29 protein-coding genes are annotated in these 25,767 nt (G+C 43.0%); 8 read left to right on the forward strand and 21 right to left on the reverse strand.

Features of this window, described 5'->3' with window-relative positions; genetic code table 11:
* The 11 genes from L4D05_RS17795 to L4D05_RS17845 all read right to left on the reverse strand — a co-directional run.
* The coding region (locus tag L4D05_RS17795) for a hypothetical protein (RefSeq protein ID WP_428794801.1) at window positions 1-192 on the reverse strand (192 nt) is incomplete at its 3' end.
* Between the two features lie 152 nt (window positions 193-344).
* Window positions 345-779, reverse strand: coding sequence for a hypothetical protein (locus L4D05_RS17800; RefSeq protein ID WP_428794802.1), 435 nt, complete (start codon window positions 777-779; stop codon window positions 345-347).
* 127 nt (window positions 780-906) lie between these two features.
* Window positions 907-1,251 carry a 5-carboxymethyl-2-hydroxymuconate Delta-isomerase gene (locus L4D05_RS17805; RefSeq protein ID WP_428755041.1) on the reverse strand — a complete coding sequence of 115 codons (345 nt, stop codon included), beginning with the start codon at window positions 1,249-1,251 and terminating at the stop codon, window positions 907-909.
* Between the two features lie 152 nt (window positions 1,252-1,403).
* Complete coding sequence (locus tag L4D05_RS17810) at window positions 1,404-1,862, reverse strand: hypothetical protein (RefSeq protein ID WP_428794803.1); 459 nt, start codon at window positions 1,860-1,862, stop codon at window positions 1,404-1,406.
* A 174-nt stretch (window positions 1,863-2,036) separates the two neighbouring features.
* Window positions 2,037-2,387 carry a cupin domain-containing protein gene (locus tag L4D05_RS17815; protein ID WP_418642180.1) on the reverse strand — a complete coding sequence of 117 codons (351 nt, stop codon included), beginning with the start codon at window positions 2,385-2,387 and terminating at the stop codon, window positions 2,037-2,039.
* 571 nt (window positions 2,388-2,958) lie between these two features.
* Entirely contained in the window at window positions 2,959-3,348 is a 390-nt protein-coding gene (locus L4D05_RS17820; RefSeq protein ID WP_428794804.1) for a nuclear transport factor 2 family protein, read from the reverse strand.
* A gap of 140 nt (window positions 3,349-3,488) precedes the next feature.
* On the reverse strand, window positions 3,489-3,980 hold the full coding sequence (locus L4D05_RS17825; RefSeq protein WP_428794805.1) for a GNAT family N-acetyltransferase: 492 nt from the start codon (window positions 3,978-3,980) through the stop codon (window positions 3,489-3,491).
* Window positions 3,981-4,119: 139 nt separating this feature from the next.
* On the reverse strand, window positions 4,120-4,596 hold the full coding sequence (locus L4D05_RS17830) for a hypothetical protein (protein ID WP_428794806.1): 477 nt from the start codon (window positions 4,594-4,596) through the stop codon (window positions 4,120-4,122).
* Between the two features lie 146 nt (window positions 4,597-4,742).
* Window positions 4,743-5,366, reverse strand: a complete 624-nt coding sequence (locus L4D05_RS17835) for a hypothetical protein (RefSeq protein WP_260262179.1) — start codon at window positions 5,364-5,366, stop codon at window positions 4,743-4,745.
* Window positions 5,367-5,554: 188 nt separating this feature from the next.
* Entirely contained in the window at window positions 5,555-5,953 is a 399-nt protein-coding gene (locus tag L4D05_RS17840; protein WP_428794807.1) for a GFA family protein, read from the reverse strand.
* A gap of 148 nt (window positions 5,954-6,101) precedes the next feature.
* Window positions 6,102-6,578, reverse strand: a complete 477-nt coding sequence (locus L4D05_RS17845) for a DMP19 family protein (RefSeq protein WP_428794808.1) — start codon at window positions 6,576-6,578, stop codon at window positions 6,102-6,104.
* A 351-nt stretch (window positions 6,579-6,929) separates the two neighbouring features.
* Here L4D05_RS17845 and L4D05_RS17850 point away from each other — a divergent pair, with 351 nt between their 5' ends.
* Window positions 6,930-7,895, forward strand: a complete 966-nt coding sequence (locus L4D05_RS17850; protein ID WP_428794809.1) for an integron integrase — start codon at window positions 6,930-6,932, stop codon at window positions 7,893-7,895.
* 81 nt (window positions 7,896-7,976) lie between these two features.
* On the opposite strand, the gene rplT is transcribed toward L4D05_RS17850, so the two are convergent.
* The 4 genes from rplT to thrS all read right to left on the reverse strand — a co-directional run bounded on the left by rplT (window position 7,977) and on the right by thrS (window position 11,162).
* On the reverse strand, window positions 7,977-8,330 hold the full coding sequence (rplT, locus tag L4D05_RS17855; protein WP_004401084.1) for a 50S ribosomal protein L20: 354 nt from the start codon (window positions 8,328-8,330) through the stop codon (window positions 7,977-7,979).
* A gap of 41 nt (window positions 8,331-8,371) precedes the next feature.
* Window positions 8,372-8,566: a 50S ribosomal protein L35 gene (rpmI, locus tag L4D05_RS17860; RefSeq protein WP_250618111.1), complete on the reverse strand. Its 195-nt coding sequence runs from the start codon at window positions 8,564-8,566 to the stop codon at window positions 8,372-8,374.
* A 115-nt stretch (window positions 8,567-8,681) separates the two neighbouring features.
* On the reverse strand, window positions 8,682-9,233 hold the full coding sequence (gene infC / locus L4D05_RS17865) for a translation initiation factor IF-3 (RefSeq protein WP_428753586.1): 552 nt from the start codon (window positions 9,231-9,233) through the stop codon (window positions 8,682-8,684).
* A gap of 3 nt (window positions 9,234-9,236) precedes the next feature.
* Entirely contained in the window at window positions 9,237-11,162 is a 1,926-nt protein-coding gene (gene thrS, locus L4D05_RS17870) for a threonine--tRNA ligase (protein ID WP_265676645.1), read from the reverse strand.
* Between the two features lie 364 nt (window positions 11,163-11,526).
* On the opposite strand from thrS, the gene L4D05_RS17875 reads away from it, so the two are divergent.
* Entirely contained in the window at window positions 11,527-11,730 is a 204-nt protein-coding gene (locus L4D05_RS17875; RefSeq protein WP_428753425.1) for a hypothetical protein, read from the forward strand.
* A 55-nt stretch (window positions 11,731-11,785) separates the two neighbouring features.
* Here L4D05_RS17875 and fabV read toward each other — a convergent pair whose 3' ends face one another.
* The 5 genes from fabV to L4D05_RS17900 all read right to left on the reverse strand — a co-directional run bounded on the left by fabV (window position 11,786) and on the right by L4D05_RS17900 (window position 19,381).
* Window positions 11,786-12,988 carry an enoyl-ACP reductase FabV gene (gene fabV / locus L4D05_RS17880; RefSeq protein ID WP_265676647.1) on the reverse strand — a complete coding sequence of 401 codons (1,203 nt, stop codon included), beginning with the start codon at window positions 12,986-12,988 and terminating at the stop codon, window positions 11,786-11,788.
* Between the two features lie 217 nt (window positions 12,989-13,205).
* Window positions 13,206-15,488, reverse strand: coding sequence for an acyl-CoA dehydrogenase (locus tag L4D05_RS17885; protein WP_428753427.1), 2,283 nt, complete (start codon window positions 15,486-15,488; stop codon window positions 13,206-13,208).
* A gap of 154 nt (window positions 15,489-15,642) precedes the next feature.
* On the reverse strand, window positions 15,643-16,275 hold the full coding sequence (gene psrA, locus L4D05_RS17890) for a TetR family transcriptional repressor PsrA (protein ID WP_428753428.1): 633 nt from the start codon (window positions 16,273-16,275) through the stop codon (window positions 15,643-15,645).
* A 363-nt stretch (window positions 16,276-16,638) separates the two neighbouring features.
* Entirely contained in the window at window positions 16,639-17,823 is a 1,185-nt protein-coding gene (locus L4D05_RS17895; RefSeq protein ID WP_428794810.1) for a D-alanyl-D-alanine carboxypeptidase family protein, read from the reverse strand.
* A gap of 262 nt (window positions 17,824-18,085) precedes the next feature.
* Complete coding sequence (locus L4D05_RS17900) at window positions 18,086-19,381, reverse strand: sensor domain-containing diguanylate cyclase (RefSeq protein ID WP_428794811.1); 1,296 nt, start codon at window positions 19,379-19,381, stop codon at window positions 18,086-18,088.
* Window positions 19,382-19,675: 294 nt separating this feature from the next.
* Here L4D05_RS17900 and L4D05_RS17905 point away from each other — a divergent pair, with 294 nt between their 5' ends.
* The 6 genes from L4D05_RS17905 (at window position 19,676) to L4D05_RS17930 (ending at window position 24,929) form a co-directional block, all read left to right on the forward strand.
* Window positions 19,676-20,068, forward strand: a complete 393-nt coding sequence (locus L4D05_RS17905; RefSeq protein ID WP_428794812.1) for a hypothetical protein — start codon at window positions 19,676-19,678, stop codon at window positions 20,066-20,068.
* A 285-nt stretch (window positions 20,069-20,353) separates the two neighbouring features.
* The gene (locus L4D05_RS17910; protein ID WP_428794813.1) at window positions 20,354-21,544 is read left to right on the forward strand and encodes an ABC transporter substrate-binding protein; all 1,191 of its coding nucleotides are present in this window, start codon (window positions 20,354-20,356) and stop codon (window positions 21,542-21,544) included.
* 6 nt (window positions 21,545-21,550) lie between these two features.
* A complete protein-coding gene (locus L4D05_RS17915) occupies window positions 21,551-23,257 on the forward strand; it encodes an ABC transporter permease (RefSeq protein WP_428794814.1) in 1,707 nt (568 codons plus the stop codon).
* Window positions 23,223-23,873, forward strand: coding sequence for an ATP-binding cassette domain-containing protein (locus L4D05_RS17920; RefSeq protein WP_428794815.1), 651 nt, complete (start codon window positions 23,223-23,225; stop codon window positions 23,871-23,873). The genes L4D05_RS17915 and L4D05_RS17920 overlap by 35 nt, the downstream gene beginning before the upstream one ends.
* Window positions 23,866-24,492 (forward strand): CDP-alcohol phosphatidyltransferase family protein, encoded by a 627-nt coding sequence (locus L4D05_RS17925; RefSeq protein ID WP_428753440.1) that lies wholly within the window; start codon window positions 23,866-23,868, stop codon window positions 24,490-24,492. The genes L4D05_RS17920 and L4D05_RS17925 overlap by 8 nt, the downstream gene beginning before the upstream one ends.
* 92 nt (window positions 24,493-24,584) lie before the next feature.
* The gene (locus L4D05_RS17930; RefSeq protein ID WP_265676656.1) at window positions 24,585-24,929 is read left to right on the forward strand and encodes a YajD family HNH nuclease; all 345 of its coding nucleotides are present in this window, start codon (window positions 24,585-24,587) and stop codon (window positions 24,927-24,929) included.
* A gap of 86 nt (window positions 24,930-25,015) precedes the next feature.
* Here L4D05_RS17930 and L4D05_RS17935 read toward each other — a convergent pair whose 3' ends face one another.
* The gene (locus tag L4D05_RS17935) at window positions 25,016-25,615 is read right to left on the reverse strand and encodes a TetR/AcrR family transcriptional regulator (protein WP_428794816.1); all 600 of its coding nucleotides are present in this window, start codon (window positions 25,613-25,615) and stop codon (window positions 25,016-25,018) included.
* Window positions 25,616-25,767 lie beyond the last annotated feature (152 nt).

A 25,767-nucleotide genomic window follows, 5' to 3' on the forward strand; every position in this document is an offset into this window, starting at 1 on the left:
GACTATAGCAACTAGAAAAGCCCCCATGATGTTAGACAAAAACTCAGCTTCTGTGTAAAAAGCACTCTTCACCTTACTTTCTCTTTTTACATCAAGGTATAAACTAGCTAAAAGCCCGCAAAGCGAACCAACGAAAGCACCAATTAATGCTCCGGAAATGGACCAAAAACCATCGTTTGACAGTTTTTCCATTAATAACTCGACCACCTAACTTACTCCAATGAATATAACGCCCAATTAAGTTGTGAAGCACGCTACCACAGAACTCAATTTGACTACCGTAAACACTGAACTAAACCCAAATCAAAAATGCCAAGCGTGCTGAATCACTCTTAAATTGTTTGTTATATGCCTACGACATGCTCATAAAACCAACCATCAAACTCATGCATACGATCTGTATAATCAAACCCCAAACGACGATAATTATCTGTAGCCCTAACAATCATCCAAAGTGCCTCATCCTCGATATCAGCTACAAACTCGATGTTATCTTTTTCAGCTAGATGTTTAACCGCATTTCTCACTTTGTTCTTGTTACGAGTAGTGAAATCAGCCCAGCTTTTAGCAGGAGTAATCCAGTTTGTTGACTTAGCAATACGATACTGTTCTTGTAACGAATTTTCTTCGCCTCTTCGCTTTACCGCTTGCCCTAGGACTTCTTCCGCAGCTCCAGCTAATGTTAAAGCCGATACAAACGACTTCTTGCTCAAAAACAAGTCTATAGCCATTTCTAATTGCTCTATCGACAAATTAACCCTGTTGTATTTACTTTCCATATACTGACCTGCATATAACGCCCTGCTAAGTGGCGCTAACGATTRACTTRCCAAGCGCACTTAACTTCAAACCAAAACCGCCAAGCTTATGGCGTCCACTTGAGTAGTTTGTTAGTAATACACTACGCTACAGCATTGTTCTATTACAATAAGTCGCCTTTTCAAAATCACTAATATTCATCGCTATATTGGGAATATCCGGGAATAGCGCTACTAGATTTGAAACCACTTGATGCGATAATTCAGCTTTTTGCTCCGTAGTACGTCCTTGCATGATGTGAGTAAAGACATGTATAAAACACTCTTTACGATTACCAACTGAATACGTTTTAAACGGATTCAACCTAACCTTAATATCATTCTCATCAAATAGACCAGAGGCATTGGCTACAGAATGAACTTGTTCAATGACAAACTCCTCGGAATGACACTCAAAGATTTCTTCTGAACAATCCAGTACAAAATGTGGCATCTATCCTCCCAATTATGATTTGTATTACTAACGCCTTGCTAAGTTGCAGCTAACCACCACGACACTCAAGCAAAACCACCTTAATCACTGAACTCAACTAAACCGAAAGTGCCGAGCGTTAGCTGTCGACTTGAGCAATTTGTTATACCAATTTATTCATCTAGCTTGTTTTTACCATCTCTTTGAGCTTTCAGGACAAACCCTAAAACGGATAGAAACAACAACGCGGAGCCAAGAAACAATGGGACAACCACAATGAACGCACTATACTTCATTGCTGTGTTGTTCGTGCCACTTTTATATTTTGTTAATCTGCACTTTGCGCGGTCACTTGAGTCTTTTATTTCCTTCTCGCAAATAACTTCAGATATCGGTTTTCCATGCTTTTCTTCAATGGTATAGACCTCACTTTTAATCTGAAAATCATAGTCAGTTATCATTTGATATGACTGAGAGATGGCCAACAAAGATAAAATAAACAATGAGACACCACCTTTAAATATCGCCGAGTATGAACTCTCCAAATGCAGCAGCATACCTCTAAAGGTAGCCACTGTGTTTTTAACCGTTTCATCGAACCAGCCAAATCCCTCTAGTTTATTATTTTCCATTTGTCCGTCCAATTTTTATGAGGTTAGACTCAAAAGTTTGTAATTTGTATAACGCCTTGTTAAGTAGCAGCTAACTACCACCGACCCCAAACAAAGCCACCATAATCATTAAACCCAAATCAAACCAAAATCGCCGACTGTTAGCTGTCTGCTTGAACAATTTGTTATGTTGCTTTACTTCTGACTAGCTTGGATAATTAGCAGCTCGATTTCTTGGTCTGACGTATTAACTAAACCATGAGTGCCAAACCTTTTATTTACTATCATATCGCCTGAGGAAACTTTGTGTTCTTCACCTTCAATTATCATCGTGCCTTCACCTTTTAAGATGATGTACATTTCCTCATCATCTTCATGGCGATGTTCGCCCATTGAACTTCCGGCTGGCATTACAACTCGAATAGCGAAATCCCAAGCACCGTCAAAATCTTTGCGCCTAAATGCTCGATAGATATCTATTGAACCATCGCCGCCATGGCTGTTTTTATCTACTTCCTTATCGCAAGTATAGAAATTTCGAATCATTAAATGTGTGTTCCTAATTATGAAATTGAATGTGAGCTTTGGAGCAACATAACGCCCTGCTAAGTGGCGCTAACGATTGACTTACCAAGCGCACTTAACTTCAAACCAAAACCGCCAAGCTTATGGCGTCCACTTGAGCAGTTTGTTAGCTTTTTCGTGCGATAATGCCTGCGTTGCTCACCAAGATGTTGAAGTAACGCTCTCCCCTCAAAACCACTGACCAACATGACGGGACAGAGTTGAACTGTCCAAAAATTCGTAGCCTGAGTTGACGAAACTCAGAGGCAACTCAAAGTTTGCCACTAAGCCAACAACCACATACGCCAATTTTCAATTAAGCGTAAATAACTCAGTAGCAAAGAAAAAGCACACGAGAGATGTGAGGTTACCACTAAAGAACAGGTGTAAAGCTAGAACGATGAACCCGTACACCAATAAACTAAACCGTGAAAGCTAACGCCTGCTTAAGTGGTGAGTAACGTACCACAAAACCTAAATCGACTACCGTAAACACATAGACTGACAGTTACACCAAAATTGCCAAGCGTTACGAATCCACTTAAAGCACTTGTTAGGTGCCCTTGCGTGGTACCTTTATTTCAAATACGTCACATGGCGTACCTTGATGATATATAAGCTGCCACAACTCTCCGACTAGAGCCCAAATGGAACTGCGCTTTGAGAAGTTGCTACCTTGACCGCTGTCATCGATTAACGCTGATTCATAGGTCAACAATTTAACTGTTGGTTCTAATGCGACACATTCATAATTCTGGGAGTGTACCTGCACGTTTGATGGTTTCTCCGTTTCCATCATTCGAACAATTGATTTAAAGTCGTAGCTATTACCTGATCTACCAACTTCTCTAAAGTCTGGATGGATAAGTCGCTCAATTTCTACTTTATCTTGTCGGACTTCGAATTGGTGCAACGCAATTTCTTGTTCGATTATGACTTCCATAAATTCTCCGAAATCGATAAGGCAACTAACGCCTTGTTAAGTAGCAGCTAACTACCACTGCACTCAAGCAAGACCACCGCAATCACTATACCTAACCAGACCAAAATCGCCGACTGTTAGCTGTCTGCTTGAACAATTTGTTATGTGCGTGTTTGTCTGAACAACAGCATTTCTTCGCCTTGGTATTTTCCGTCCTCAAGTACAAATGACTCTTGGATGGAGAACCCGTTTTTGAGTAGTACCTTTTTTGAACCAATATTCTTAGCTAAACATCCACTATTAAAGGTTCTAATGCCAAACGACGTTGCAACGTCAATTGCGAGGCTAACAGCTTTGGATGCTATGCCTTGTCCATGAAAATCTGCACGAACCCAATAGTCGATACTGGTTGATTTTTCGGCTTGTAAAAATTTATTGAGTGTCATAATTCCGGAGAAATAACCATTAAGCTCAATCACATAAACCTTTGCAGTTTCAGACTGAATTTTAGGGCTGATGAACTTAAACCAAGATAGTGCTCCATCTTTTGGGTACGGCGACGGAACATAACTCATGCGACTAATTTCAGTGTGTGATGCATGTTTCTGAACCTCTTTGAGGTCACTTTCTCTTATTTCTCGGAGTTGAATCAATTTTATTTTCCTCCAAAGCACATAACGCCCGGTTAAGTGGTGAGTGACGCAACACCGAACTAAATTTAAAATCCGTAATCACATGAGTCAAAATTGACACCAAAAGTGCCAAGCGTTACGAATCCACTTGAACCTTTTGTTAGGAGTTTTCAATCTCCGCATCCCACATGTCAGTATCGCCATTAAACCTTTTGTACCAACTCCGTAGTGACATATTAGATACGCTATTGCTTTGTGCGCCCCACATTAGTGCTTCTGATATTTCAGCAAGTTCTGTATGCCTTTCAGTCGCATATGGCAATAATTTTTCAATTAAAAATAGAAGCCTAAAAATGTTTCTATGTTCTTGAGCTTCAAGTTTCTCTTGGGTGAGCAAATACAAAACTTGAGCAGTGAGAACAGGTAAAATTATACTCAAATTCTTCTTTCGCTTAAGCCAAACTCCCTCGACTAAACTAATGCCTATTGTTCTGGCTTGAGCACTTTGATTAAAATAATTGAGAGTCTTTTCTAGCAACTCAGCTTCATTTTTATCTTTAGCTTCCCTGAAGGTAAATACAAATTGAAGAATGGCTAAGAGCCAACCAGCAATTGCAATTAAAATTGTCCAGTTCATATAAGTTACCCGAAACTCCTAACGCCATGTTAAGGGGTGAGCAACGCAAGACCGATGTTGCCGCAAACCGCCTTAATCACAAAAATCAACGCATAACGAAAATGCCACGCGTTGCGAATCCCTCTTAAACATTTTGTTATATTTATTTACCAATGCGCCGCTTCTTTAGCGATTTTTTCCATCAAATCAGAATTATCAACTTCGTACTTTGCAAACACTGACAGCGCCTTAGTTTTAAAATTGTGTTCGCCGAACCTAAACTTTCTTTGCTGAACTACCAGCAGATTCAAGTGGTACAACAGATCTACCAAGAAAAATACTATTTCTTTAGATTTGGTAGGTGACACTTGGTAGATACTTGTGTTTTGGATTTTTTCAACACGTCCAACATCCATCTTGCAGATTCTTTCCCATTGAGAACTTAGATTCAACATGAACTGACGGTGGTCTGTACTAGGGATATTTTTCGTTTTATATAACTCAAGAAAGAGTGTGTTAAGCACGCTAAAATCCAGTTCCAATGGTCCGCTAAAGCTTTCATTTTTAGCCAAGTCTATTTTTGATTTTTCATACTCAAAGACTATAGCAACTAGAAAAGCCCCCATGATGTTAGACAAAAACTCAGCTTCTGTGTAAAAAGCACTCTTCACCTTACTTTCTCTTTTTACATCAAGGTATAAACTAGCTAAAAGCCCGCAAAGCGAACCAACGAAAGCACCAATTAATGCTCCGGAAATGGACCAAAAACCATCGTTTGACAGTTTTTCCATTAATAACTCGACCACCTAACTTACTCCAATGAATATAACGCCTTGTTAAGTAGCAGCTAACTACCACCACACTCAGACAAGACCACCGTAATCACTAAACTCAACCAAACCAAAATCGCCAACTGTTAGCTGTCTGCTTGAACAATTTGTTATGCATACGTCTCCACGAAACGTACCTCGTTGATCGCTCACAGGGGCATCTTCTCGAATTTAGGGATATTGTCACTTAAGAAACCCTCATCCCAATCAGCTCTTGAGCTAACAAAAACATGTGCCGATACACTTGTATTAGTAACATCTGTTATTAAGCCTGCTGGTACCCAATATGAGTCACCACTGGTAGTCAAATTAGGAACTGGACTACCACATTGAGTACAGAACTCCGACTTGAAGCCTGATTTGGTGGAGTAGGATTTAATTAAATGCTCACCCGAGCACCATCTAAAATTAGACGCTTTTACTATCAGAGCTGAATTAGACGAAGAACCTGAAACTTTTCGGCATAGAGAACAATGGCATTGATAGATGGACGGTAGTTCGCTCAACAGTTCAAACGAAACATCACCGCACAAACAGCTTCCTTTCATTTTGGTTCTCCAAAACTAAATAGTATGCATAACGCCCTGCTAAGTGGCTAGCAACGCTTACTACGATACTAAAAATTACCACCGTAACCACTATACCTAATTTAGAACTAAAAGTGCCCCGCGTTGATAGTCCGTCTTGAGCAGTTTGTTATGCATTTTTCACCAAGCCAACCTCTAAGGCAAAAGTCTCAAGTTTATCATCTAGGTTATCAAGGTCTTTATAGAATTCAGTATCCAAGGAGTCTAAATCAGCTTGCCTATTAAGCCTTTGAATTAATTCCCACCGCTCAACTTGATTTTTTGGCACTGGATTCGAGCCAAATAACTGTTCCTTTGCACTTCTCAATAGCTTGATCGAGTTGGCTGCACCTAATCGAACCAAGCCATATTCTGCGTCGCGGTAATTATCAGCGAATGTATTTGTAAAATACTGGTCGAAACCTCCGTTGTACACTTGCCCGCTTAAAGCATTAACGGAGTAATACAGCCGTTCATTTTCGGAAAGTGAGTTAAAACCACTATTTTGAGAATAAACCTTGTCTACTAGATCTCGCCATAATGCTCTGTAGGGGCATGTTCTTTCTAGTTCTTTCTCTTTGTCGGCACGCTTTTTTGCAGCATTCATACTCCTACGAGTACCGTTTTTGCAAGGCATGCAAAGACCGCATGTACGTTTAGCGGTGCTAGGTAAAACCATTGCTTCACATTCCCTACATGGTACTTTATCGCTCATATTTTACCTTTATTTAAAATGCATAACGCTTTATAGGCGGACTTATTCCGTACTTTCTCGCACGCTACCGCCTTCTATTATCATAGAATCGGTCTATGTTAGAGTATTACTGCTGAAAAATCAGTTAGCTAAGTATTATTAAACTTGTTGCTCATCACAAAAGCTAGACTTTTTCCGTCTAAGTTCGGATCTCACACCTAAACTAACAACCTGTACATATAAACAGCACTTAAGGTAGTGACAATGAAATCTCCTTTTATGAATTACATTGGTGAATTTATGCGGGCTAGGCATTATTCAGAGCGAACAATTGATGCTTATCTTACTTGGATAGTTCAATACATTGTCTACCATAACAAGAAGCATCCTCGCGATCTTAATAGCAAAGATGTAGAGGACTTTCTTTCATATCTAGTGACTAGTCGAAACCTAGCTGCTCGCAGCCAAGCTGTCGCTCTCAATGCTTTAGTGTTCTTATATAAACACATAATTGGAAACCCGATTGAATTAGATATTCAATTCAAAAAATCACATAAAGGAAAAAAACTGCCAACGGTTCTAACAACGAAGGAAGTCACAAAGCTATTAGAAAATATTCCCGCTAACTATTTGCTGCCGACACAACTGATGTATGGCTCTGGACTGCGTCTAATGGAGTGTTTAAGGCTTAGATATCAAGATATTGATTTCGAATATGGTGCACTAAGAATATGGCGAGCCAAGGGTAATAAAAACCGTATTGTTACATTGGCTAAAGAGCTATTACCAGCAATCGAACTACAGCAGAAAAATGTAGTGAAGCTTTGGCAGCAAGATCTAAAGCAAAAGGAATACTCAGGTGTGTATTTACCTAATGCATTGGCAACGAAATACCCCAACTCTAATAAAGACCTTAACTGGCAGTATTTGTTCCCTTCCGTACGATTGGCCGTTGATCCAGTATCAAAGCGGCTCTATCGTCATCATATTAATGAGACGAGCCTTCAAAAAGTCGTCAAGCAAGCGGTAAAAAAGGCGGGAATTAGTAAGTCGGTAAGCTGTCACACTTTGCGACATTCATTTGCAACTCACCTTCTTGAGAGTGGTGCAGATATTCGCACAGTTCAAGAGCAACTTGGTCATACGGATATTAAAACCACCCAGATATATACTCATGTGGTGAACCGGGGGGCAAATGGTGTAAAAAGCCCACTATCCAACTTACTTTAGGCAATAAAATTTAGACAATAAAATTTAGACAATAAAAAAGGAGAGCAAATGCTCTCCTTTATCAAAGATCTAAACTGCTAATTAAAGAGCAGCTTTCGCTTTTTCAACTAGAACTGCGAATGCAGCTTTGTCGAATACAGCGATATCAGCAAGGATCTTACGATCGATCTCGATAGATGCTTTCTTAAGACCGTTGATGAAACGGCTGTAAGATAGACCATTTTGACGAGAAGCCGCGTTGATACGTGCAATCCACAGTTGACGGAATTGACGTTTCTTGTTGCGACGGTCACGGTAAGCGTATTGACCTGCTTTAGTAACAGCTTGGAAAGCTACGCGGTAAACACGTGAACGTGCTCCGTAGTAACCTTTAGCTTGTTTTAGAACTTTCTTATGACGTGCACGAGCTTGTACACCACGTTTTACGCGAGGCATTATGTCTCTCCTAAACTAAACGATTGATAAACTAAAAAGAATTAAGCGTATGGCAACATACGTAGAACTGCAGCAACTTCACATTTAGGAAGAATTGCATTCGGACGTAGTTGACGCTTGTTCTTAGTAGTACGCTTAGTCAGGATGTGACGTTTACCAGCGTGCTTAAATTTGATACCACCAGCTGTTTTCTTGAAACGCTTAGCTGCACCTTTGTTGGATTTCATCTTAGGCATGATGAAGAACTCCGCATTGTTGAGTTAATTAAACAATAGTAATTAGGCGAATAAAACCCTACCGCGTCCCTCTTTGAGAAGGAACGGCAAGGTTATATTACTTGCAAGCCGTAAATTACTTCTTCTTAGGGGCCAACACCATGATCATCTGGCGACCTTCTATTCTCGTTGGGAAAGATTCGACTACTGCAAATTCTTCAGTATCCGCTTTCAAACGATGTAGAACGTCAACACCGATGTCTTGGTGAGCCATTTCGCGGCCACGGAAGCGAATTGTTACCTTCACTTTGTTGCCGTCTTCAAGGAAACCAGTCAGGTTGCGTAGTTTTACCTGATAGTCTCCAATATCAGTTCCAGGACGGAATTTTATTTCCTTAATCTGAACCTGTTTTTGCTTTTTCTTCTGCTCTTTAGCAGCTTTGCTCTTTTCAAAGAGGAACTTACCATAGTCCATCACACGACAGACCGGTGGCTCGGCGTTAGGGCTGATCTCTACGAGATCCATACCAGCTTCTACAGCTGCATCTAGCGCTTCTTGAATCAGAACGATACCAACAGGTTCACCATCTGCGCCTGTTAGACGAACTTCACGAATGCCACGAATTTCACCGTTTAAACGGTGCTGGTTTTGTTTGGCCGGTTGTTGGCCACGTCTTCCGCCTTTAATAGGTTATTCCTCCAGATTGAGCTTACGGCTTGCGATTTCGGCTTGGATGTATGCGATAAAGTCATCCACTTTAAACTTACCTAAATCGTTGCCCTTACGAGTACGTACTGCAATTTCGCCAGCTTCCATTTCTTGGTCGCCACAAACGAGCATATACGGTACACGTTTCAAAGTATGTTCGCGGATTTTAAAGCCAATCTTCTCATTTCTCAAGTCCGCTTTGGCTCTAATTCCACTTTTTTGCAGTTTTTTCGTAATTTCTTGAACATATTCAGACTGTTTGTCAGTAATTCCCATAACAACAGCTTGCTCTGGAGCTAACCATGTTGGGAAGAAGCCTGCATATTCTTCAATTAGAATACCAATAAAGCGCTCTAGTGAACCTAAAATCGCGCGGTGAATCATAACTGGCGTGTGACGCTCGTTATCTTCGCCTACGTAAGTTGCTCCTAAACGCTCTGGTAGTGCAAAATCGAGCTGCACTGTACCACATTGCCAAGCTCGGTCCAAACAATCATGCAAAGTAAATTCAATTTTAGGTCCATAGAATGCACCCTCACCTTCTTGAATCTCATATGCAATGTCCATAGATTTAAGCGCAAGCTCTAAATCCGACTCTGCACGGTCCCACATTTCATCAGAACCAACACGTTTTTCAGGACGCGTAGATAGTTTAACAACGATATTGTCAAAACCAAAAGTCTGATATGTATCGTAAACCATCTCAATACAAGATTTTACTTCTTGCTGAACTTGTTGCTCGGTACAGAATACGTGAGCATCATCTTGAGTAAAGCCACGAACACGCATAATGCCGTGCAATGCGCCAGACGGCTCATTACGGTGACAAGAGCCAAACTCAGCCATGCGCAATGGCAGATCGCGGTAAGACTTAAGACCTTGGTTAAAGATCTGTACGTGACCAGGACAGTTCATTGGTTTGATAGCGTATTCACGGTTCTCTGAAGAGGTTGTGAACATGGCTTCTGCGTATTTGTCCCAGTGACCAGAACGTTCCCAAAGTACGCGGTCCATCATCAATGGGCCTTTTACTTCTTGGTAATCGTATTCTGTCAGTTTCTCACGAACAAAGACTTCTAAATCACGGAAGATAGACCAACCGTTGTGGTGCCAGAACACCATACCAGGCGCTTCTTGCTGCATATGGAACAAGTCCAGGTGTTTACCAATTTTACGGTGGTCACGCTTAGCGGCTTCTTCTAGACGTGTTAGATGCGCCTTCAGTGCTTTCTTGTCGTGGAATGCCGTGCCATAGATACGCTGCAACATCTTGTTGTCGCTGTTACCACGCCAGTATGCGCCTGCTACGTTCAGCAGTTTAAAGTGCTGGCAGAAGCTCATGTTTGGCACATGTGGACCACGACACATGTCGATGTATTCTTCGTGATGGTATAGACCTGGACGATCATCTTTAGAGACGTTCTCATCCAAGATTTCGATTTTGTAAGTTTCGCCGCGGCTTTCAAATGCGTCGCGCGCTTCTTGCCAGCTTACTTTTTTCTTAACCACTTGATATTTGGTTTTAGCAAGCTCTTTCATGCGCTTTTCGATCTTCTCTATATCATCTTGTGTTAGAGATTCTTCTAGATCGATATCGTAATAAAAGCCATTGTCGATCGTAGGACCAATCGCCATTTTTACGTCTGGGTACAATTGCTTAATCGCATGTCCCAATAAGTGAGCACAAGAGTGACGAACGATCTCTAGACCGTCTTCGTCTTTTGCCGTGATGATTTCTAGGCTTGCATCATTTTCGATGAGATCACAAGCATCTACACGTTCGCCATCTACACGGCCAGCAATGGTTGCTTTCGCTAAACCAGGACCAATAGAAAGGGCAACATCTAGAGTAGAAACAGGGGCATCAAATGAACGCTGACTGCCGTCAGGAAGAGTAATTACAGGCATGTATAATCCTATTACAGTGGTCTTGCACACCAAGCAAGACTTGCATTAATGATTAACAACCTTACGCAGGGTAAGACTGTCACTATTTATAGAGAAAATTGCGCTATTGAGTACAAATACAGATGCACCCTTTAACGCAATGCGACATTGTAACTAATGAGTGTTAAATAACAATCGAATTCTATCGCTCATCACAGTTTTACTTACTGAATTTGTCTATGCCTCTTCCATGGTCACTGAATCAATATTGAATTAACAAACAAGTTTCCTAATATTTATAGTGTAAGGCGTTCAATTTCTTCGGCGAGCCCTTAACCGTTTGAATAAAAGTTATTTAGTTAACGAATATGGATAGGTGAACAGTATGGATACTTTAGATTATTACGTCAGACTCAATAAAAACGGCCACGCCAATGTCTATCGCGATGGACACCTTCTGCTAGGAAGTGAAGTGATTGAAATTGATAACATGCACGATGAAAACAACCATTTAAACTCAGAAGCAACGGCTATTATTCAACTGGCGAATGGACAGCGAATCGATGATATTAAGGTGCGTGGCGAATAAAAAAGAAGGAAGCACTAGGCTTCCTTCTTCGGTTTTGTACTAGCTAAGTCGCTATTTATAGGTCGATAACGTCGAACTCTACGAGTGGAGAGATATCCGCTTCGTAGTCCACGCCTTCAACACCAAAGCCAAATAGCTTCAAGAACTCTTCTTTATACTCAACGTAATCCGTTAGCTCTTTCAAGTTTTCAGAAGTGATCTGTGGCCATAGTGCTTCACAGTGCTTCTGAATGTCTTCACGCAGTTCCCAGTCATCAAGACGCAGACGGTTTTTGTCATCTACTTCAGGTGCCGTGCCGTCTTCTTTATATAAGCGCTGTGAGAACATACGGTGAATCTGTTCCATACAACCTTCATGAATGCCTTCTTCGCGCATCTTCTTAAAGACCATCGCGATATATAATGGCATAACAGGGATTGCTGAACTTGCTTGAGTCACAACAGATTTAAGCACAGCAACGTTTGCACTGCCGCCCTTTTCTGCAAGCTTAGCGTTTAGCTCAGACGCTGCACGGTCTAAGTCCATTTTCGCTTTACCCAATGCGCCTTCCCAGTAGATTGGCCATGTTAGCTCTGTGCCAATGTATGAGTAAGCAACAGTCTTACAACCATCAGCCAAGACACCAGCATCAGAAAGTGCGTTAACCCACAATTCCCAATCCTCGCCACCCATAACGGTAACAGTATCTTTGATCTCTTCTTCTGTTGCAGGCTCAACGCTTGCTTCAATAATCGTGTCAGAGTTAGTGTCAACTGCGGTAGACGTGTATGTCTCACCAATTGGTTTTAGCGATGAACGAATCAGCTCACCGGTATCTGGCAACTTACGTACAGGTGACGCTAGTGAGTAAACAACCATGTCGATTTGACCAAGGTCTTCTTTAATCAGATCGATAACTTTTTGTTTTGCTTCATGAGAGAAGGCATCACCGTTAATGCTTTTCGCATAAAGGCCTTCTTCTTTCGCCAACTTTTCAAATGCCGCTGAGTTGTAGTAACCCGCAGTACCTGGCTTACGCTCAGTCGCTGGTTTTTCGAAAAATACGCCGATTGTTGACGCACCACCACCAAATGCCGCAGCGATACGAGAAGAAAGGCCGTAACCACTAGAAGAACCAACAACAAGCACACGCTTTGGTGCATTCGCGATTGGGCCTTGCGCTTTGGTATAAGCAATTTGTTCTTTTACGTTAGCTTCACAACCTACTGGGTGAGTAGTAGTACAGATAAATCCACGAATTCGGGGTTTGATGATCATATTCAGTTCCTCAAAAAATCCTTGTTAGGATAAAAGGTTCAAAGACAAATCGCATCTTATTTCTGTCAAAACCCCTTAATTTCCTAAGTGGTTGGAGCACTTTCAGAGCAAAATCGTCTTTTCTTGAGAGCAAAAGAAGAGCGCATAAGCGCCCTTCTTGGATTTACTGGTTACGTTTCTCGCACCGAACGGAGTTATCCTCGGCAGGATTCAGTGATTAGGCCACACTATTTAACTTAGGCTTATTTTCACTGTGTGTTCTGACCTCTCTCAAATCATGGCTAAAGTGATCCACCTGAATCGCTTTATAACGCAATGCGTCCGCTGCGTTGATTTTGTCGACTTCTTCTTGTGTCAACACACCCGCTTCCAGAGCTTGAGCCAAGCGCTCGTTGAGCAAACCTTTTTTCGCTACCTTGCCCTCTTTTACACCTTTGAATAGTTTCTTCTCCAGATCTTGAATGTCGAACATCGCAATGAAAGCGCTCTCCATTAAGCCGATTTTGTCATCCTCTTGAGGCCCGATATAACAAAGTTGGGTTAATCGGTCACGTTGCGCACCTGGTACCATCATTGCTTTAGCGATATTAAGGCCAATTTCATCGGATGGTTTTTCAAAGTGATTACCAATTGGGAACAACAAGCCTTTTAAGGTTCGTCCTGCCCAACGTGCTGGGAAGTTACGATACGCTTCATTCAAAGACGTCGCAGCATGGTGCATACAGTGCTGAACCGCGTAATGAACAAAGTCTAGATCCGCACGCTGACGACCATCATCTTCATACTTTTTCAGTGCCGCCGACGCCATAAACAAGTACGCCAATCCATCACCTAAGCGAGCTGAAATCGTCTCTTTTCGTTTTAGGTCACCACCAAGCGTTAGCATGGCAAAATCCGCACTTACCGCTAAAGCTTTGCTGAGCCTTGTCAGATCTTTATAGTAGCGCTTTGTTGGACCACTCATGTACGCCCCAACAAAAGCGGAGCCTGTTAATGCCGCACCAAATGCGCCAAAGGTATTTTTCGTCGCGTGACCAATGTGCTTGAATAGTAACTTATCAAAGTCCGCTAATGCCTGCTTTTCATCTGGGTTTGCTGCCGCTTCCATCTCTTTTAGCACGTAAGGATGACAACGCGTGGCACCTTGACCAAAGATCATTAAGTTACGGGTTAAAATGTTCGCCCCTTCCACCGTAATGGCTACAGGGATCCCAAGATAGCTGGAGGCTAAATAGTTCATCGGGCCATCTTGAATCGCTCGCCCTGCATGAATATCCATGGAGTCATTTAGAATGGTACGCGCCATCTCCGTCATGTGGTATTTCGCGATAGCGGTAACAATGCCTGGTTTTTCGCCCATATCAAGAGACGTTGTCGTCATGGTACGCGTGGCTTCAAGCAGATACGTCAAACCGCCAATGCGGCCCATGGCCTCTGCCACCCCTTCAAACTTACCAATCGACATGCCAAATTGCTTACGTACATAGGCATACGCCCCAGTAGTTCGCGTTGTGAGATGCCCGATCGCCGTGCCCAGTGCTGGTAATGAAATACCACGCCCTGCTGACAAACATTCCACCAGCATACGCCAGCCACGACCTGCGTAATCAGCGCCGCCAATTAACCAATCCATAGGAATGAATACATCGTTACCACGTGTTGGACCGTTCATAAATGCAAGGTGAATTGGGTCATGACGCTCACCAATTTCCACACCTTTATGGTTTGCCGGAATCAATGCACAGGTAATACCTAAATCTTCTTTCTCACCCATCAGTTGGTCAGGATCATGAAGCTTAAAGGCTAAGCCTAATACCGTCGCAACAGGGGCAAGGGTGATGTAACGTTTGTTCCAGTTAAGGCGGATACCAAGCACTTCTTTACCTTCATGCTCGCCATAACACACAATACCTTTATCTGGGATACCACCAGCATCGGAGCCTGCTTCAGGACCCGTCAATGCGAAACACGGAATATCCGTTCCGTCTGCAAGACGTGGTAGCCAGTAGTCTTTTTGCTCTTGTGTTCCGTAGTGGGACAATAGCTCACCAGGGCCCAACGAGTTTGGAACCATAACCGATACAGCCGCACTAATACTTCGCGTTGCAATTTTGGTCACTATCGTTGAGTTCGCCAATGAAGAAAATTCACGACCGCCATATTCTTTGGAAATAATCAGTGAGAAGAAACGTTCTTTGCGTAAAAAGTCCCACACTTCTTTCGGGAGGTCACGATCTTCAGTCACAATTTTATAGTCATCAAGCATCGCCAGTAGCGTTTCAAGCTCGTTGTCCATAAACGACTGCTCTTCCGCCGTCAGGGTAGGTTTTGGATATTGGTGTAATGTTTTAAAATTAGGCGTTCCAGAGAACAACTCCCCATCCCACCAAACACTGCCCGCTTCCATGGCCTCACGCTCTGTTGCGGATAGTGGTGGCAGTACTTTTTTAAACATTTTAAACGCTGGGTCACTTACCCATTTTCTTCTTAGAGAGCTCATGTTACCTATCCTTTTGTTCACAATTTGTCTTGTTTTTTAAAATAATTATTTAGGGTACAAACTTTGAGGTACAGCCCTATCAACCATGGTTGATAGGGGGAAACACGTAAACAATTGTCGAGTTAAATATAAAAACTCGAGTTAACCATCTTGGCTAATCAGCGGCGACGCCGGCAGCCAAGTACGGAATAATTTGGTCGATGATCATTTCCGCATCAACATTTCTTTCAAATGAACTGTATGCAATTTCTGAAAGGGCTTGGCTTGACGCCATGGTAAAAACACACGTTCCTAGGGTGAAATGCAACCGCCAAAACAGCGTTTCGGGGGTTAACTGAGTATTCGCCTTTAATATCGATTGAGTAAACATCGCCAAAGTTTCGGTGTAGCGCGTGGTAATAAACCAGCGTAAATGACCTTGTACATCGGTATAGCCACGCCCCACTAACAACATGAAACGACTGGCGCCATTAGGCTTCACTTTATTCAAGCTCAACAGCGGCTGTTTCAATGCCACAAACACTTCTTCCATCGTGTAGGTATCGCGATCGTTTAACTCATACAGGGCTTTTTCCACCGCTGGCATAAAGGCTTCTAAATAGCGATTCAATACCGCTCGCACTAAGGTTTTTTTATCACCAAAATGATAATTGACCGATGCCAAGTTGACATTCGCTTTGCTGGTAATCGTACGCAGGGAAGTGTCATTAAAGCCCTGTTCGGCAAACAATACCTCGGCTACATCTAAGATTTTGTCTTTGGTGGTTATCTTTGCCATTTCAATCATCCGTATAAAACATATGTTTGAATATACCCCCGCAACAGCAATATAACAAGTGATTAACATCAAAGATTTCAAAACTGGTTAGACCAGAGACCCAAAAGGTCACAGAACATCAAACGGTTACAAAAAGAAATTTGTTTGAATTTTTTGAAAAGAAAACGGAACTTACGCAAAAGAAGGGGGTCTATTATTATGCAGTCAGTAATAAACCGATGAACACATTTCCACTGATTTTTCATTACTGGCGGCAATGCTGCTTTTTTCTTATAAACTCCTATATTTGTATGTGCCCAAACCACTATTGGTTTGGGCTTTTTTTTGTTTGAGCTTTTTCTTCGAAAGTGGTTACTTCGCTGTTTTAAATACCTAACTTTCCCACAACGACTTGGTGTCTGAAAACAACGACTTAAACCAAAGCACCACAGTATCAATAATACGAGTAATAATAGATCCTTGTTCAACGCTCGACTTAGCGACCAAAGGTTCCGTCATGATCTCTTCTGCGCCAACTCGCCATGTCACGCTACCTACAATATCGCCTTGTTTCACTGGTGCAATGAGCGGCGCATAAATTTCGACTTCTTTGGACAACTGTCTGCCATTTCCTCGCACATAAGTGGCATAGACATCCTGCTCAAAACCCACTGAGACGTTCTTACCCTCACCTTTCCAAATACGAACCGAACGTTCATCCTTATCCGCTACTGCCAGTTGGTCTGTTTCATAGAAACGGAAACCATAATTGAGTAACTGCCTAGAAGCCTCTACTCGAGTTTGTTTACTTGGCGTCCCCATCACAACAGAAATCAATCGCATTTGCCCTTCCGTCGCAGAGCTGACCAAACTGTAACCTGCCTCTGATGTATAACCCGTTTTCCCGCCGTCCACGTTGAGTGAGTTGTCCCACAATAAACGATTTCGGTTATATTGCTTAATATCAGCCCAAACAAAACGTTTTTCCGAGTACAGCTCGTAAACCTCTGGTACGTCTTCAATGATACGTTGCATCAAGATTGCCATATTTTGCGGCGTAGTATGAATCCCTTCACCATCAAGTCCGTGGGCGTTGATAAACTCTGTACTGCTCATTCCCAGCGACAATGCCCATTGGTTCATTAATGCGACAAAACCGCTCTCTGTGCCCGCTATATGTTCCGCTAACGCTACTGCAGCGTCATTGCCAGACTGTATAATTAAACCACGCATCAAATCCGCCACGGTGACGTTGTCACCTGGCTTAATAAACATTTTGGATGAGTCTGGGAATTTTACCGACCAGGCATTTTCACTCACGGCCACTTTACTATCCCAACTAGTACGGCCCGATTCAATTTCTTTGCCCACAACATAAGCCGTCATCAACTTTGTCAAGCTGGCTGGTGCTAACGCCCCGTCTTGATTCTTACTCACTAAAATTGCGCCAGATTGATAATCCATCAACACATAGCCTTTCGCATTTAATGTTGGTGGGTTTGGTGTCACCAATGCATAGGCGGTAGCAGACGAACACAAAGTCATGGATGCAAATAGCAGTGACAATGATCTATTCATCTCACTTACTCCTTAAATAATGGTTGCTCCATTCGTTTTCGATAGAGGAAATGCGGCATCGCTTGATGTTATAAATTCATCGAGTTCTGAACAGAGCGGATAAATGGATCCCCTCTCATCAAACTAGTTGAAAATCAGTTATTTCACATGGTTTTTTTGTAAGATTTATTGCAGGGATAGATCGCATGTAGACCCGATAAGGGATACACGTCAATCTATCAATTTGAAAAGGTAGCCAACGCCACTCGCTAGCATGGCGGGCTTATTGGCAATCTAGAAAGGCAATCGCCGAACCAGCGTGTTTCTTTGCTTGATACATGGCTTTATCGGCAATCGCAATCGCGTCTGTTGTACACCATTGCGATTCTTTACAAAGCGTAACACCAATACTCAAGCTAACCGCAATTTCTTCTCCATCATGAGTGATAAACTGATGCGAAAAGACTTGTAACAAATGTTCGGCAATACTTTGTGCATGCGGTTGGTTTTTAATTCCACTCATCACGATCAAAAACTCGTCGCCTCCTAAGCGTGCAATGATATCGGACTGGCGAGTGAAGTCGTTTATTCGCCGCGCAAGTTCTATTAACACTTCATCGCCTATCGTATGGCCATAGTGATCATTGATGAGCTTGAAATTGTCGACATCTAAATAAAGGAAGGCAATGGATTGTGTAAAGCTCTGGCTATCGTGGATTAAGGCTTTCAATCGGCGTTCCAATAGTCGACGGTTAGGTAGGTTGGTTAATGGATCAAGGTTTTGCTCTTCAATAACTTTAATTTCTCTCGCTTTTCGTTCCGAGATATCACGAACAATGGCCAACAGGTAGGAACAACCGTTGTGTTCAACCAAGTTCACGCTCGCTTCAACGGGTAATTCTGTGCCATCTTTCCTTCTGTGCGTCGCTTCAATATATTTACTGCGCTCAACTTTCATGATAGAGACATGCTTGCCCCATGAGACTGGAGGCTTAAACAACGGATTAATATCTGGCACGCTTAAGCGTAACATCTCCGCTTTAGTATACCCTAAGCGCTTATACGCTAATTCATTGCAGTTAAGAATTTGCCCTGATGGAGGATCGACTACATAAATGGCATCATTAGACTTCAATACCAATTGCTCTAGTAACAACTCTCCAGCTTGAGATTGGCGTTCAATCGATAGATCACGGATTTGCGAAACAAAATGAGTCACAGAGCTCTCATCGTCCCGCTGGGCGACAATGCAAAGCAAAGCATAAATGGTATGCCCATCTTTATGTTGATAACGTTTTTGAATTTCTACTGGTTCATCCGGGTTTTGCTCGAGCTTACTACGAATAACCTTGTTGAGACTTCTATCGTCTGGATGTGTAATCACCACATGATCCGACATAATTTCATCTTTCGTGTAACCCAATAAACTCAGCATTGCCTGATTGACATAGTCAAGCTTACCGGACGAATCTGTGATTATCGTCGGTACAGACGTTACATCAAATAGTTTCAATATCGCACTATTCAAATTAGCGGCACTCTTTTCAGTCACTTCCCTGTCACCTCTTACGGCATCCATTCCGCATCCATCAACTTAACTGTCTATTTAGTGGTCTCAGTTGCACTCTCGTCTCAATTGCACTTGCGTCTAAATGTTTAGACCATTATCGACATTAGAAACTATCGACATGAATAGCTCCTCTCATCACATTGAAGCGTGTAATCAGGGAAAATCGAATCACTGGCCTACCGTTATTTACAAAATGCTCAAAATTGAGACAGATCAAACTCCTGTTTGATTACTCATTTCGAGGCATATATTCCAGGTTCTTTATGCAATAGCATCGCGCCTTTCCTATTCTTGGCGCTCGCTATGCATACTCAAACAGATCACAAAATCAGCATTGTTAATCAGCAACTTAACGACAAAGCCCATCATGTAGCCGCCACTAGTACGCTTATTTCTCGCAAGCCCAGCATTTGTCGTAAGCCCAACTTAGCTGAGGCGGCTAAAACACTCATTACTCAAGTCAAAGCTGAACTGCCGCTATACGATGAGTCCACATTCAAATGTGGCCCTGATAACTCATGCATAGGCTGTCCCAAAAAACTATTGGAATTGGTTGAAACGGAAGTGAGTTATTGGGAGTCAGCACTAGATCGCGGCATCACACCCAATTTTGAAGAACTGCGTCGTTTTGGAAAACTGTGCCACAGCGTCAGACGCGGTCTCATGCGTAATGGACTGGTTAAAAATAACAATTAGCCTAAGCATTAAAATGCCGTGAAATGATCACGGCATTGTAGTCTACCCAATCCCATCTCCCACCGTACAAACGTGCTTTCACTCATCTCTGCTATAAATAAACAATATCATTGAAATTTATTCCAATTTTGTCCGGTCGAGTGTCATAAGCTTCATGATTTTTAAGAATTTTGCGTGTGTGTTGACCTGAAAGCAAACTCACTATTGATTCTGACACACTAACCTTTAGTATCTTTTAGTAACAATTCGGCATGGTTTGCCACCCTATTCACAATGGATGATAAAATGAATAAAAAGACATTCAGCAGTTTTGCATTGAGCACTATCCTCGGTCTTGCGCCTTTTCAACTCTACGCACAAGATACCAATACATCGCAAAGCAATTCCTCCGATATCGGCTGGAGCGCGGTAGTAAAAGAAGCGAAGGGACAGACAGTCTACTTCCATGCATGGGGGGGGAGCCAAGAAATCAACCGCTATTTGCAATGGGCTGGGCAACAAATCCAACAGCAATATGGTGTCACATTTAATCATGTTAAAGTCACGGATATCGCTGAAACCAGTGCGCGATTATTAGCCGAGAAAGCCGCAGGGAAGAATAAAAACGGCAGTGTTGATATGGTGTGGATCAATGGCGAGAACTTTAAGTCCATGAAAGAAAATGCACTTCTTCATGGTCCATTTGTCACATCACTACCAAGTTGGCAATATGTCGATAAATCATTACCTATCGATATTGATTTTTCAGTACCAACCGACGGACTTGAAGCACCTTGGGGAGTGGGTCAACTGGTTTATATCCATGATACAGCGACGCTCAACAATCCACCAACTTCATACTCAGAAATGCTCAACTACGCACAAGCGTATCCCGGCAAACTCAGCTACCCTAAGCCACCAGAGTTCCATGGCACCAGCTTCTTAAAATCATTACTGATTGAGTTAACTGAAAATGATCCGTCTTTAGCAAAACCTGTTGCGGAGGCGGACTTTGCCGGCGTCACTCAACCACTATGGGCGTATCTCGACGCATTTCATAAGGTCGCATGGCGTGGCGGCAAACAATTCCCGGCAGGTACCGCTGAAACCCTACAGTTGCTAGACGACGGGCAGCTTGATTTAGCGATTACCTTTAATCCCAATGCGGTTTTTTCTGCTCAAGAAAGCGGAACATTAAGCGAAACCACCGCCGCCTACGCTTTCGAAAATGGTGCACTATCTAACATTCATTTTCTTGCAATTCCATGGAATGCAAAGGCACAAGCAGGCGCACAGGTTGCCATCAACTTCCTACTCAGCCCAGAAGCACAGTCTCGCAAGGGTGACATTACCGTATGGGGCGACCCTTCAGTGCTCGAAACGCAGTATTTACAAGGCTCCGCTGCCAAAAGTCAGCAATTCAAATCGGTGGCAGAACCGCACCCAAGTTGGCAAGCGGCTCTCGAACAAGAGTGGCTAAAGCGTTATGGTAGCTAGTTCACGATGCTAAGACTGTTGTACGGCCTATTAGTCGTTGTCTGCATACTACCAACCATACCTGGATTACTGGGTGTGGTGGTGGCATCACTTGGCTACATTCCACCATTGAACCTGTATACATTCTCTTTGGATGGATTTATCCAAGTATTAGCCTGGCAAGGCGTTGAAACATCACTGATACTGACCCTGTTTACGACACTCGCCAGCAGCTACCTTGCCTGCGTAGTGACCTTTTTTATCTTAGAGTCCTGCTGGAATCGGCCAATCTGGAACAAGATCGAATTGGCGCTGTCCCCATTGCTTGCGATGCCCCATGTAGCTTTCGCCATCGGGTTCGCGTTTTTATTTGCGCCAACTGGATTTGGTATTCGCATGCTCCTCGAGTTTTTCGACATCCACCTGTACTCCGGCGCAGAGGCGCGAGCTTGGCTTATTAAAGACCCTTATGGCGTGGGTCTAACACTCATGCTGGCCTTAAAAGAAGTGCCTTTTCTACTTCTAATGAGTATTCCAATCGTTAAACAGCTTAAAGTTCAGGAAACGATAAAAGTAGCATCAGCGTTAGGCTATCGTCACCATGTGACATGGTGGAAGGTCATCATGCCTCAATGGTTTAACAAAATGCGTTTTCCCATACTTGCCGTCATCGCATACAGCTTATCCGTCGTTGATGTGGCGTTAGTACTTGGCCCAACTAACCCGCCTACCTTTGCCGTACTCGTTTGGCAATGGTTCAATGACCCTGACCTACAGCTATTACCTCGCGCTTCAGCAGGCGCCGTCATGTTATTTATTATAGCGTCACTGTTAATCCTGCTAGCCAGACTCATCGAATCCATAATCTGCAGCTATGCAAAGCAATGGCAATATTCTGGGCGCTGGGCGCCTCGCCTCCCGGGCAAAATTATTATTCTCGCCATCATCACGCTGTCGCTTACCATTGTTCCGCTTTTAATCACTTGGAGCTTTGCCCAGCGGTGGCGCTTTCCGGATATTTTTCCAAGCCGTTTTACCTTACGATTTTGGCAATATGAATGGCACGGTGTACTCGACGTTTTGTCGCAAAGTTTATCCATCGCTTTAGTCTCTGCCACTATTGCCCTTTTCTTTGCGATTATTGGCCACGAATATCGACTCCGCTATCGATGGCAAATCCCGGGGTATGTCATTGCCATCCCCATGCTTATTCCACAGTTAAGCATTTTGTTCGGCTTACAAATTATGACGCTGGTTGTCAGCGATGGAAATTACGCATTCTGGGTCTGTTGGTCTCATGTATTTTTTGCCTTTCCCTTTGTATATCTTTCATTAGATGGCCCCTGGCGAAGTTACAATGAAAAATTAACTCAAGTGTCATTAAGCCTTGGCAAGGGCCCGGTTTACACCTGGATCCACGTAAAGCTTCCACAACTACTGCCTGCCATTGTCTTTGCTTGGGCGGTCGGAATGAGTGTCAGCCTAGCCCAATACCTGCCAACACTGGTTCTCGGGGCGGGGCGAATTTCTACCGTCACCACCGAAGCAGTTGCGCTGTCGAGCGGTTTTGACCGCCGTGTCACCGCCATTTATGCGCTTTTCCAAGCGCTGCTTCCACTGTTATTTTTTACTCTGGCCGTACTGGTCAGTCGGTTAAATACTCGTTATCGAAGGGTACGAGTGAAAGGATTACGACTCAATGACGCTTTCTCTAGAAAACCTCACCATCCGTAAGAGTGATGGCGAGGTGCTGTTTTCTAATTGCAACATCTCGATTCAACCGGGAGAAATTGTGACCTTAATGGGCCCGAGTGGTTGTGGGAAATCAACGCTGCTCGATGCTGTCGCTGGGCACCTAAGTGCTGAATTCACATACACTGGACGCGTTATTCTAAACGATCAGGCTATGGATGCTCTCGCTCCCCATGAAAGGCGCGTCGGCATATTATTTCAAGATGATCTGCTATTCCCTCACCTTAATGTTTGGGAAAACTTGGCATTTGCACTTCCCAATGCCATAAAGGGCAAAAATCGCAAGGAAGAAGCATTCTGCGCACTTAACACCATTTCGCTGACACAACTTGCCCACCATTTCCCTGAACAGTTATCAGGCGGACAACGCGCACGGATCAGCTTAACAAGAATGTTGCTGGCAAAACCAAAAGTCGCGCTATTAGACGAGCCTTTTAGCAAACTTGATAAGGCATTACGCAGCCAGTTTCGTGACTGGGTGGTCACGCAATTACATGACGCCAATATTCCCGCGTTAATGGTTACTCACGACAAGGACGACATTCCATTAAATAGTCGAGTCTATACTTGGCCATGGGAGGCACACACACATGCTTGATAGACTCAGTATTAAGGTTATTCGTTGGCCGTTGTCAAAAAGCGCCGAAGCACTAAATCAATTCGATATCACGGCAAATCAGATCACCCTGTTCGGCTTTGCTCTCGGCTGTCTAGCCTTCCCCGCCTTGGTATTGGAACAGTATACTGTGGCACTGATGTTCATCTTACTCAATCGGATCTGTGACGGGTTGGACGGCGCACTAGCACGTATTCAAGGTATCTCGGATGCGGGTGGTTTTCTCGATATCAGCCTCGATTTTTTGTTTTATTCTCTCATCCCTTTCGGATTTGTTATTGCCAACCCTGAAAGCAATGCTATCGCTGGCGCCTTCCTTATTTTTTCTTTTATCGGTACCGGTTCAAGCTTTTTGGCGTTTGCTGTAATGGCAGGAAAACAGGGCATAGAAAACCCAGTTTATCAGCACAAATCCTTATACTATATGAGTGGACTAACCGAAGGCACTGAAACCATTGCTTGCTTCGTGCTGTTTTGTTTATTCCCGCAACATTTTGCCATTATTGCCTATGTTTTCGGCTGCGCTTGCTGGTTTACCACATTCACTCGTATTTACTCCGGCTTTCACACACTCAAAGCAGCTAAAAATAATCAGCAATAATGAGATGGGGCTAACGGTGACATCGTCTCAATCCTGCATTAATATGATAAAATTAACGTTAGTATTAAAATTGAAAAAACGAAGGATTTACTATGTCTTCTGATTACACGGGTTCTAGCTCGGCGTATGCACGCCAAGAAAGCGGCTACCGCGAGAAAGCACTAAAGCTCTACCCATGGGTATGTGGTAACTGTGCTCGTGAGTTTGTTTATTCAAACCTTCGTGAACTTACGGTTCACCATAAAGATCACGACCATACGAACAATCCCAACGACGGCAGTAACTGGGAACTCTTGTGTCTGTATTGCCACGATCATGAGCACTCAAAGTACACCGACCACGACCGTTACGGCAGTGAAGTCAAACCGGGTCAAGATGAGCATGAAGGTGCCACTCATAACCCGTTCGCTGATTTAGCGAAAATGATGAAGAAATGACGATCATTCAGAGTCATTTTTGGCTCTGAATATCCCCCTACCTGTTCATAAACATCATTGCAATCCTTAAGAATTAACAACGACAATTAGTCCTTACTTGCAAAGCCTCGTAGCACGGTTCCAACAATCAACTCCACCTTTACACGCAATGCCTCTCCTTCAGGAGCTGGTGCGAGATCAAGCACCTGCGGCCAAAACAATTGACCTTGAAACAAACTTAAGTAAACACTTGTAATCGTTGTTGCATTAGCAGCGTGTAACTTGCCATCAGCAAGGGCTTGCTCAAACCATTGCGTAACCGCACGGGTGTGGTGAATACGCTGGCTGACACTTTTTGCTAGTTCAGGCTGTCTAAAGAACTCCATAATGATCGTTCTAGAAAACGCAATCCCATAGGTGCGATAAGACACTTCTACTTCTCGCAACGTAATGTCAACTAACTGTTGATATAAATCACCTTCAGGGTCATACGGGTAGCAACCTTCTGTTTCTACACTCTCTTGTACAATGGTCAGAACCGCTTCAAACAGCAGCTCTTTACTTTCAAAGTACCGATATAACGTACGCTTAGACACTTCTGCAGCACTACAAATATTATTCATGTTCGCAGCAGAGAAGCCATTTTCAATAAACTCTTCTCGTGCAGCCTCTAAAATGGCGCGTTTTTTTTGCTCAGAACGAGTCATTGCTGCCTCTCCTCTATGTTCGCTCAGCAGTCTATCAAAATGACAACTAAAGGTAAACTTCAGGGTTTACTTTTGCAAAGATCTACCATAACATCCAAAAATAAACTCATGAGTTTACTTTTGGCCTCTAATCTAAGGCCGCAACTTGTGCT

Source organism: Vibrio nomapromontoriensis (assembly GCF_050337205.1).
Lineage (GTDB): Bacteria > Pseudomonadota > Gammaproteobacteria > Enterobacterales > Vibrionaceae > Vibrio > Vibrio nomapromontoriensis.

Coding starts and splice junctions, on each gene's coding strand:
- L4D05_RS17920 (WP_428794815.1), top strand. CDS start 23,223: ATGACGCTTTCTCTAGAAAACCTCACCATCCGTAAGAGTGATGGCGAG.
- L4D05_RS17820 (WP_428794804.1), bottom strand. CDS start 3,348: ATGGAAGTCATAATCGAACAAGAAATTGCGTTGCACCAATTCGAAGTC.
- L4D05_RS17800 (WP_428794802.1), bottom strand. CDS start 779: ATGGAAAGTAAATACAACAGGGTTAATTTGTCGATAGAGCAATTAGAA.
- L4D05_RS17885 (WP_428753427.1), bottom strand. CDS start 15,488: ATGAGCTCTCTAAGAAGAAAATGGGTAAGTGACCCAGCGTTTAAAATG.
- L4D05_RS17840 (WP_428794807.1), bottom strand. CDS start 5,953: ATGAAAGGAAGCTGTTTGTGCGGTGATGTTTCGTTTGAACTGTTGAGC.
- L4D05_RS17875 (WP_428753425.1), top strand. CDS start 11,527: ATGGATACTTTAGATTATTACGTCAGACTCAATAAAAACGGCCACGCC.
- thrS (WP_265676645.1), bottom strand. CDS start 11,162: ATGCCTGTAATTACTCTTCCTGACGGCAGTCAGCGTTCATTTGATGCC.
- L4D05_RS17805 (WP_428755041.1), bottom strand. CDS start 1,251: ATGCCACATTTTGTACTGGATTGTTCAGAAGAAATCTTTGAGTGTCAT.
- L4D05_RS17835 (WP_260262179.1), bottom strand. CDS start 5,366: ATGGAAAAACTGTCAAACGATGGTTTTTGGTCCATTTCCGGAGCATTA.
- L4D05_RS17810 (WP_428794803.1), bottom strand. CDS start 1,862: ATGGAAAATAATAAACTAGAGGGATTTGGCTGGTTCGATGAAACGGTT.
- L4D05_RS17850 (WP_428794809.1), top strand. CDS start 6,930: ATGAAATCTCCTTTTATGAATTACATTGGTGAATTTATGCGGGCTAGG.
- L4D05_RS17845 (WP_428794808.1), bottom strand. CDS start 6,578: ATGAATGCTGCAAAAAAGCGTGCCGACAAAGAGAAAGAACTAGAAAGA.
- L4D05_RS17900 (WP_428794811.1), bottom strand. CDS start 19,381: ATGGATGCCGTAAGAGGTGACAGGGAAGTGACTGAAAAGAGTGCCGCT.
- rplT (WP_004401084.1), bottom strand. CDS start 8,330: ATGCCTCGCGTAAAACGTGGTGTACAAGCTCGTGCACGTCATAAGAAA.
- psrA (WP_428753428.1), bottom strand. CDS start 16,275: ATGATTGAAATGGCAAAGATAACCACCAAAGACAAAATCTTAGATGTA.
- L4D05_RS17815 (WP_418642180.1), bottom strand. CDS start 2,387: ATGATTCGAAATTTCTATACTTGCGATAAGGAAGTAGATAAAAACAGC.
- L4D05_RS17930 (WP_265676656.1), top strand. CDS start 24,585: ATGTCTTCTGATTACACGGGTTCTAGCTCGGCGTATGCACGCCAAGAA.
- L4D05_RS17935 (WP_428794816.1), bottom strand. CDS start 25,615: ATGACTCGTTCTGAGCAAAAAAAACGCGCCATTTTAGAGGCTGCACGA.
- L4D05_RS17915 (WP_428794814.1), top strand. CDS start 21,551: ATGCTAAGACTGTTGTACGGCCTATTAGTCGTTGTCTGCATACTACCA.
- L4D05_RS17830 (WP_428794806.1), bottom strand. CDS start 4,596: ATGAACTGGACAATTTTAATTGCAATTGCTGGTTGGCTCTTAGCCATT.
- L4D05_RS17910 (WP_428794813.1), top strand. CDS start 20,354: ATGAATAAAAAGACATTCAGCAGTTTTGCATTGAGCACTATCCTCGGT.
- L4D05_RS17895 (WP_428794810.1), bottom strand. CDS start 17,823: ATGAATAGATCATTGTCACTGCTATTTGCATCCATGACTTTGTGTTCG.
- L4D05_RS17925 (WP_428753440.1), top strand. CDS start 23,866: ATGCTTGATAGACTCAGTATTAAGGTTATTCGTTGGCCGTTGTCAAAA.
- fabV (WP_265676647.1), bottom strand. CDS start 12,988: ATGATCATCAAACCCCGAATTCGTGGATTTATCTGTACTACTACTCAC.
- L4D05_RS17905 (WP_428794812.1), top strand. CDS start 19,676: ATGCATACTCAAACAGATCACAAAATCAGCATTGTTAATCAGCAACTT.
- rpmI (WP_250618111.1), bottom strand. CDS start 8,566: ATGCCTAAGATGAAATCCAACAAAGGTGCAGCTAAGCGTTTCAAGAAA.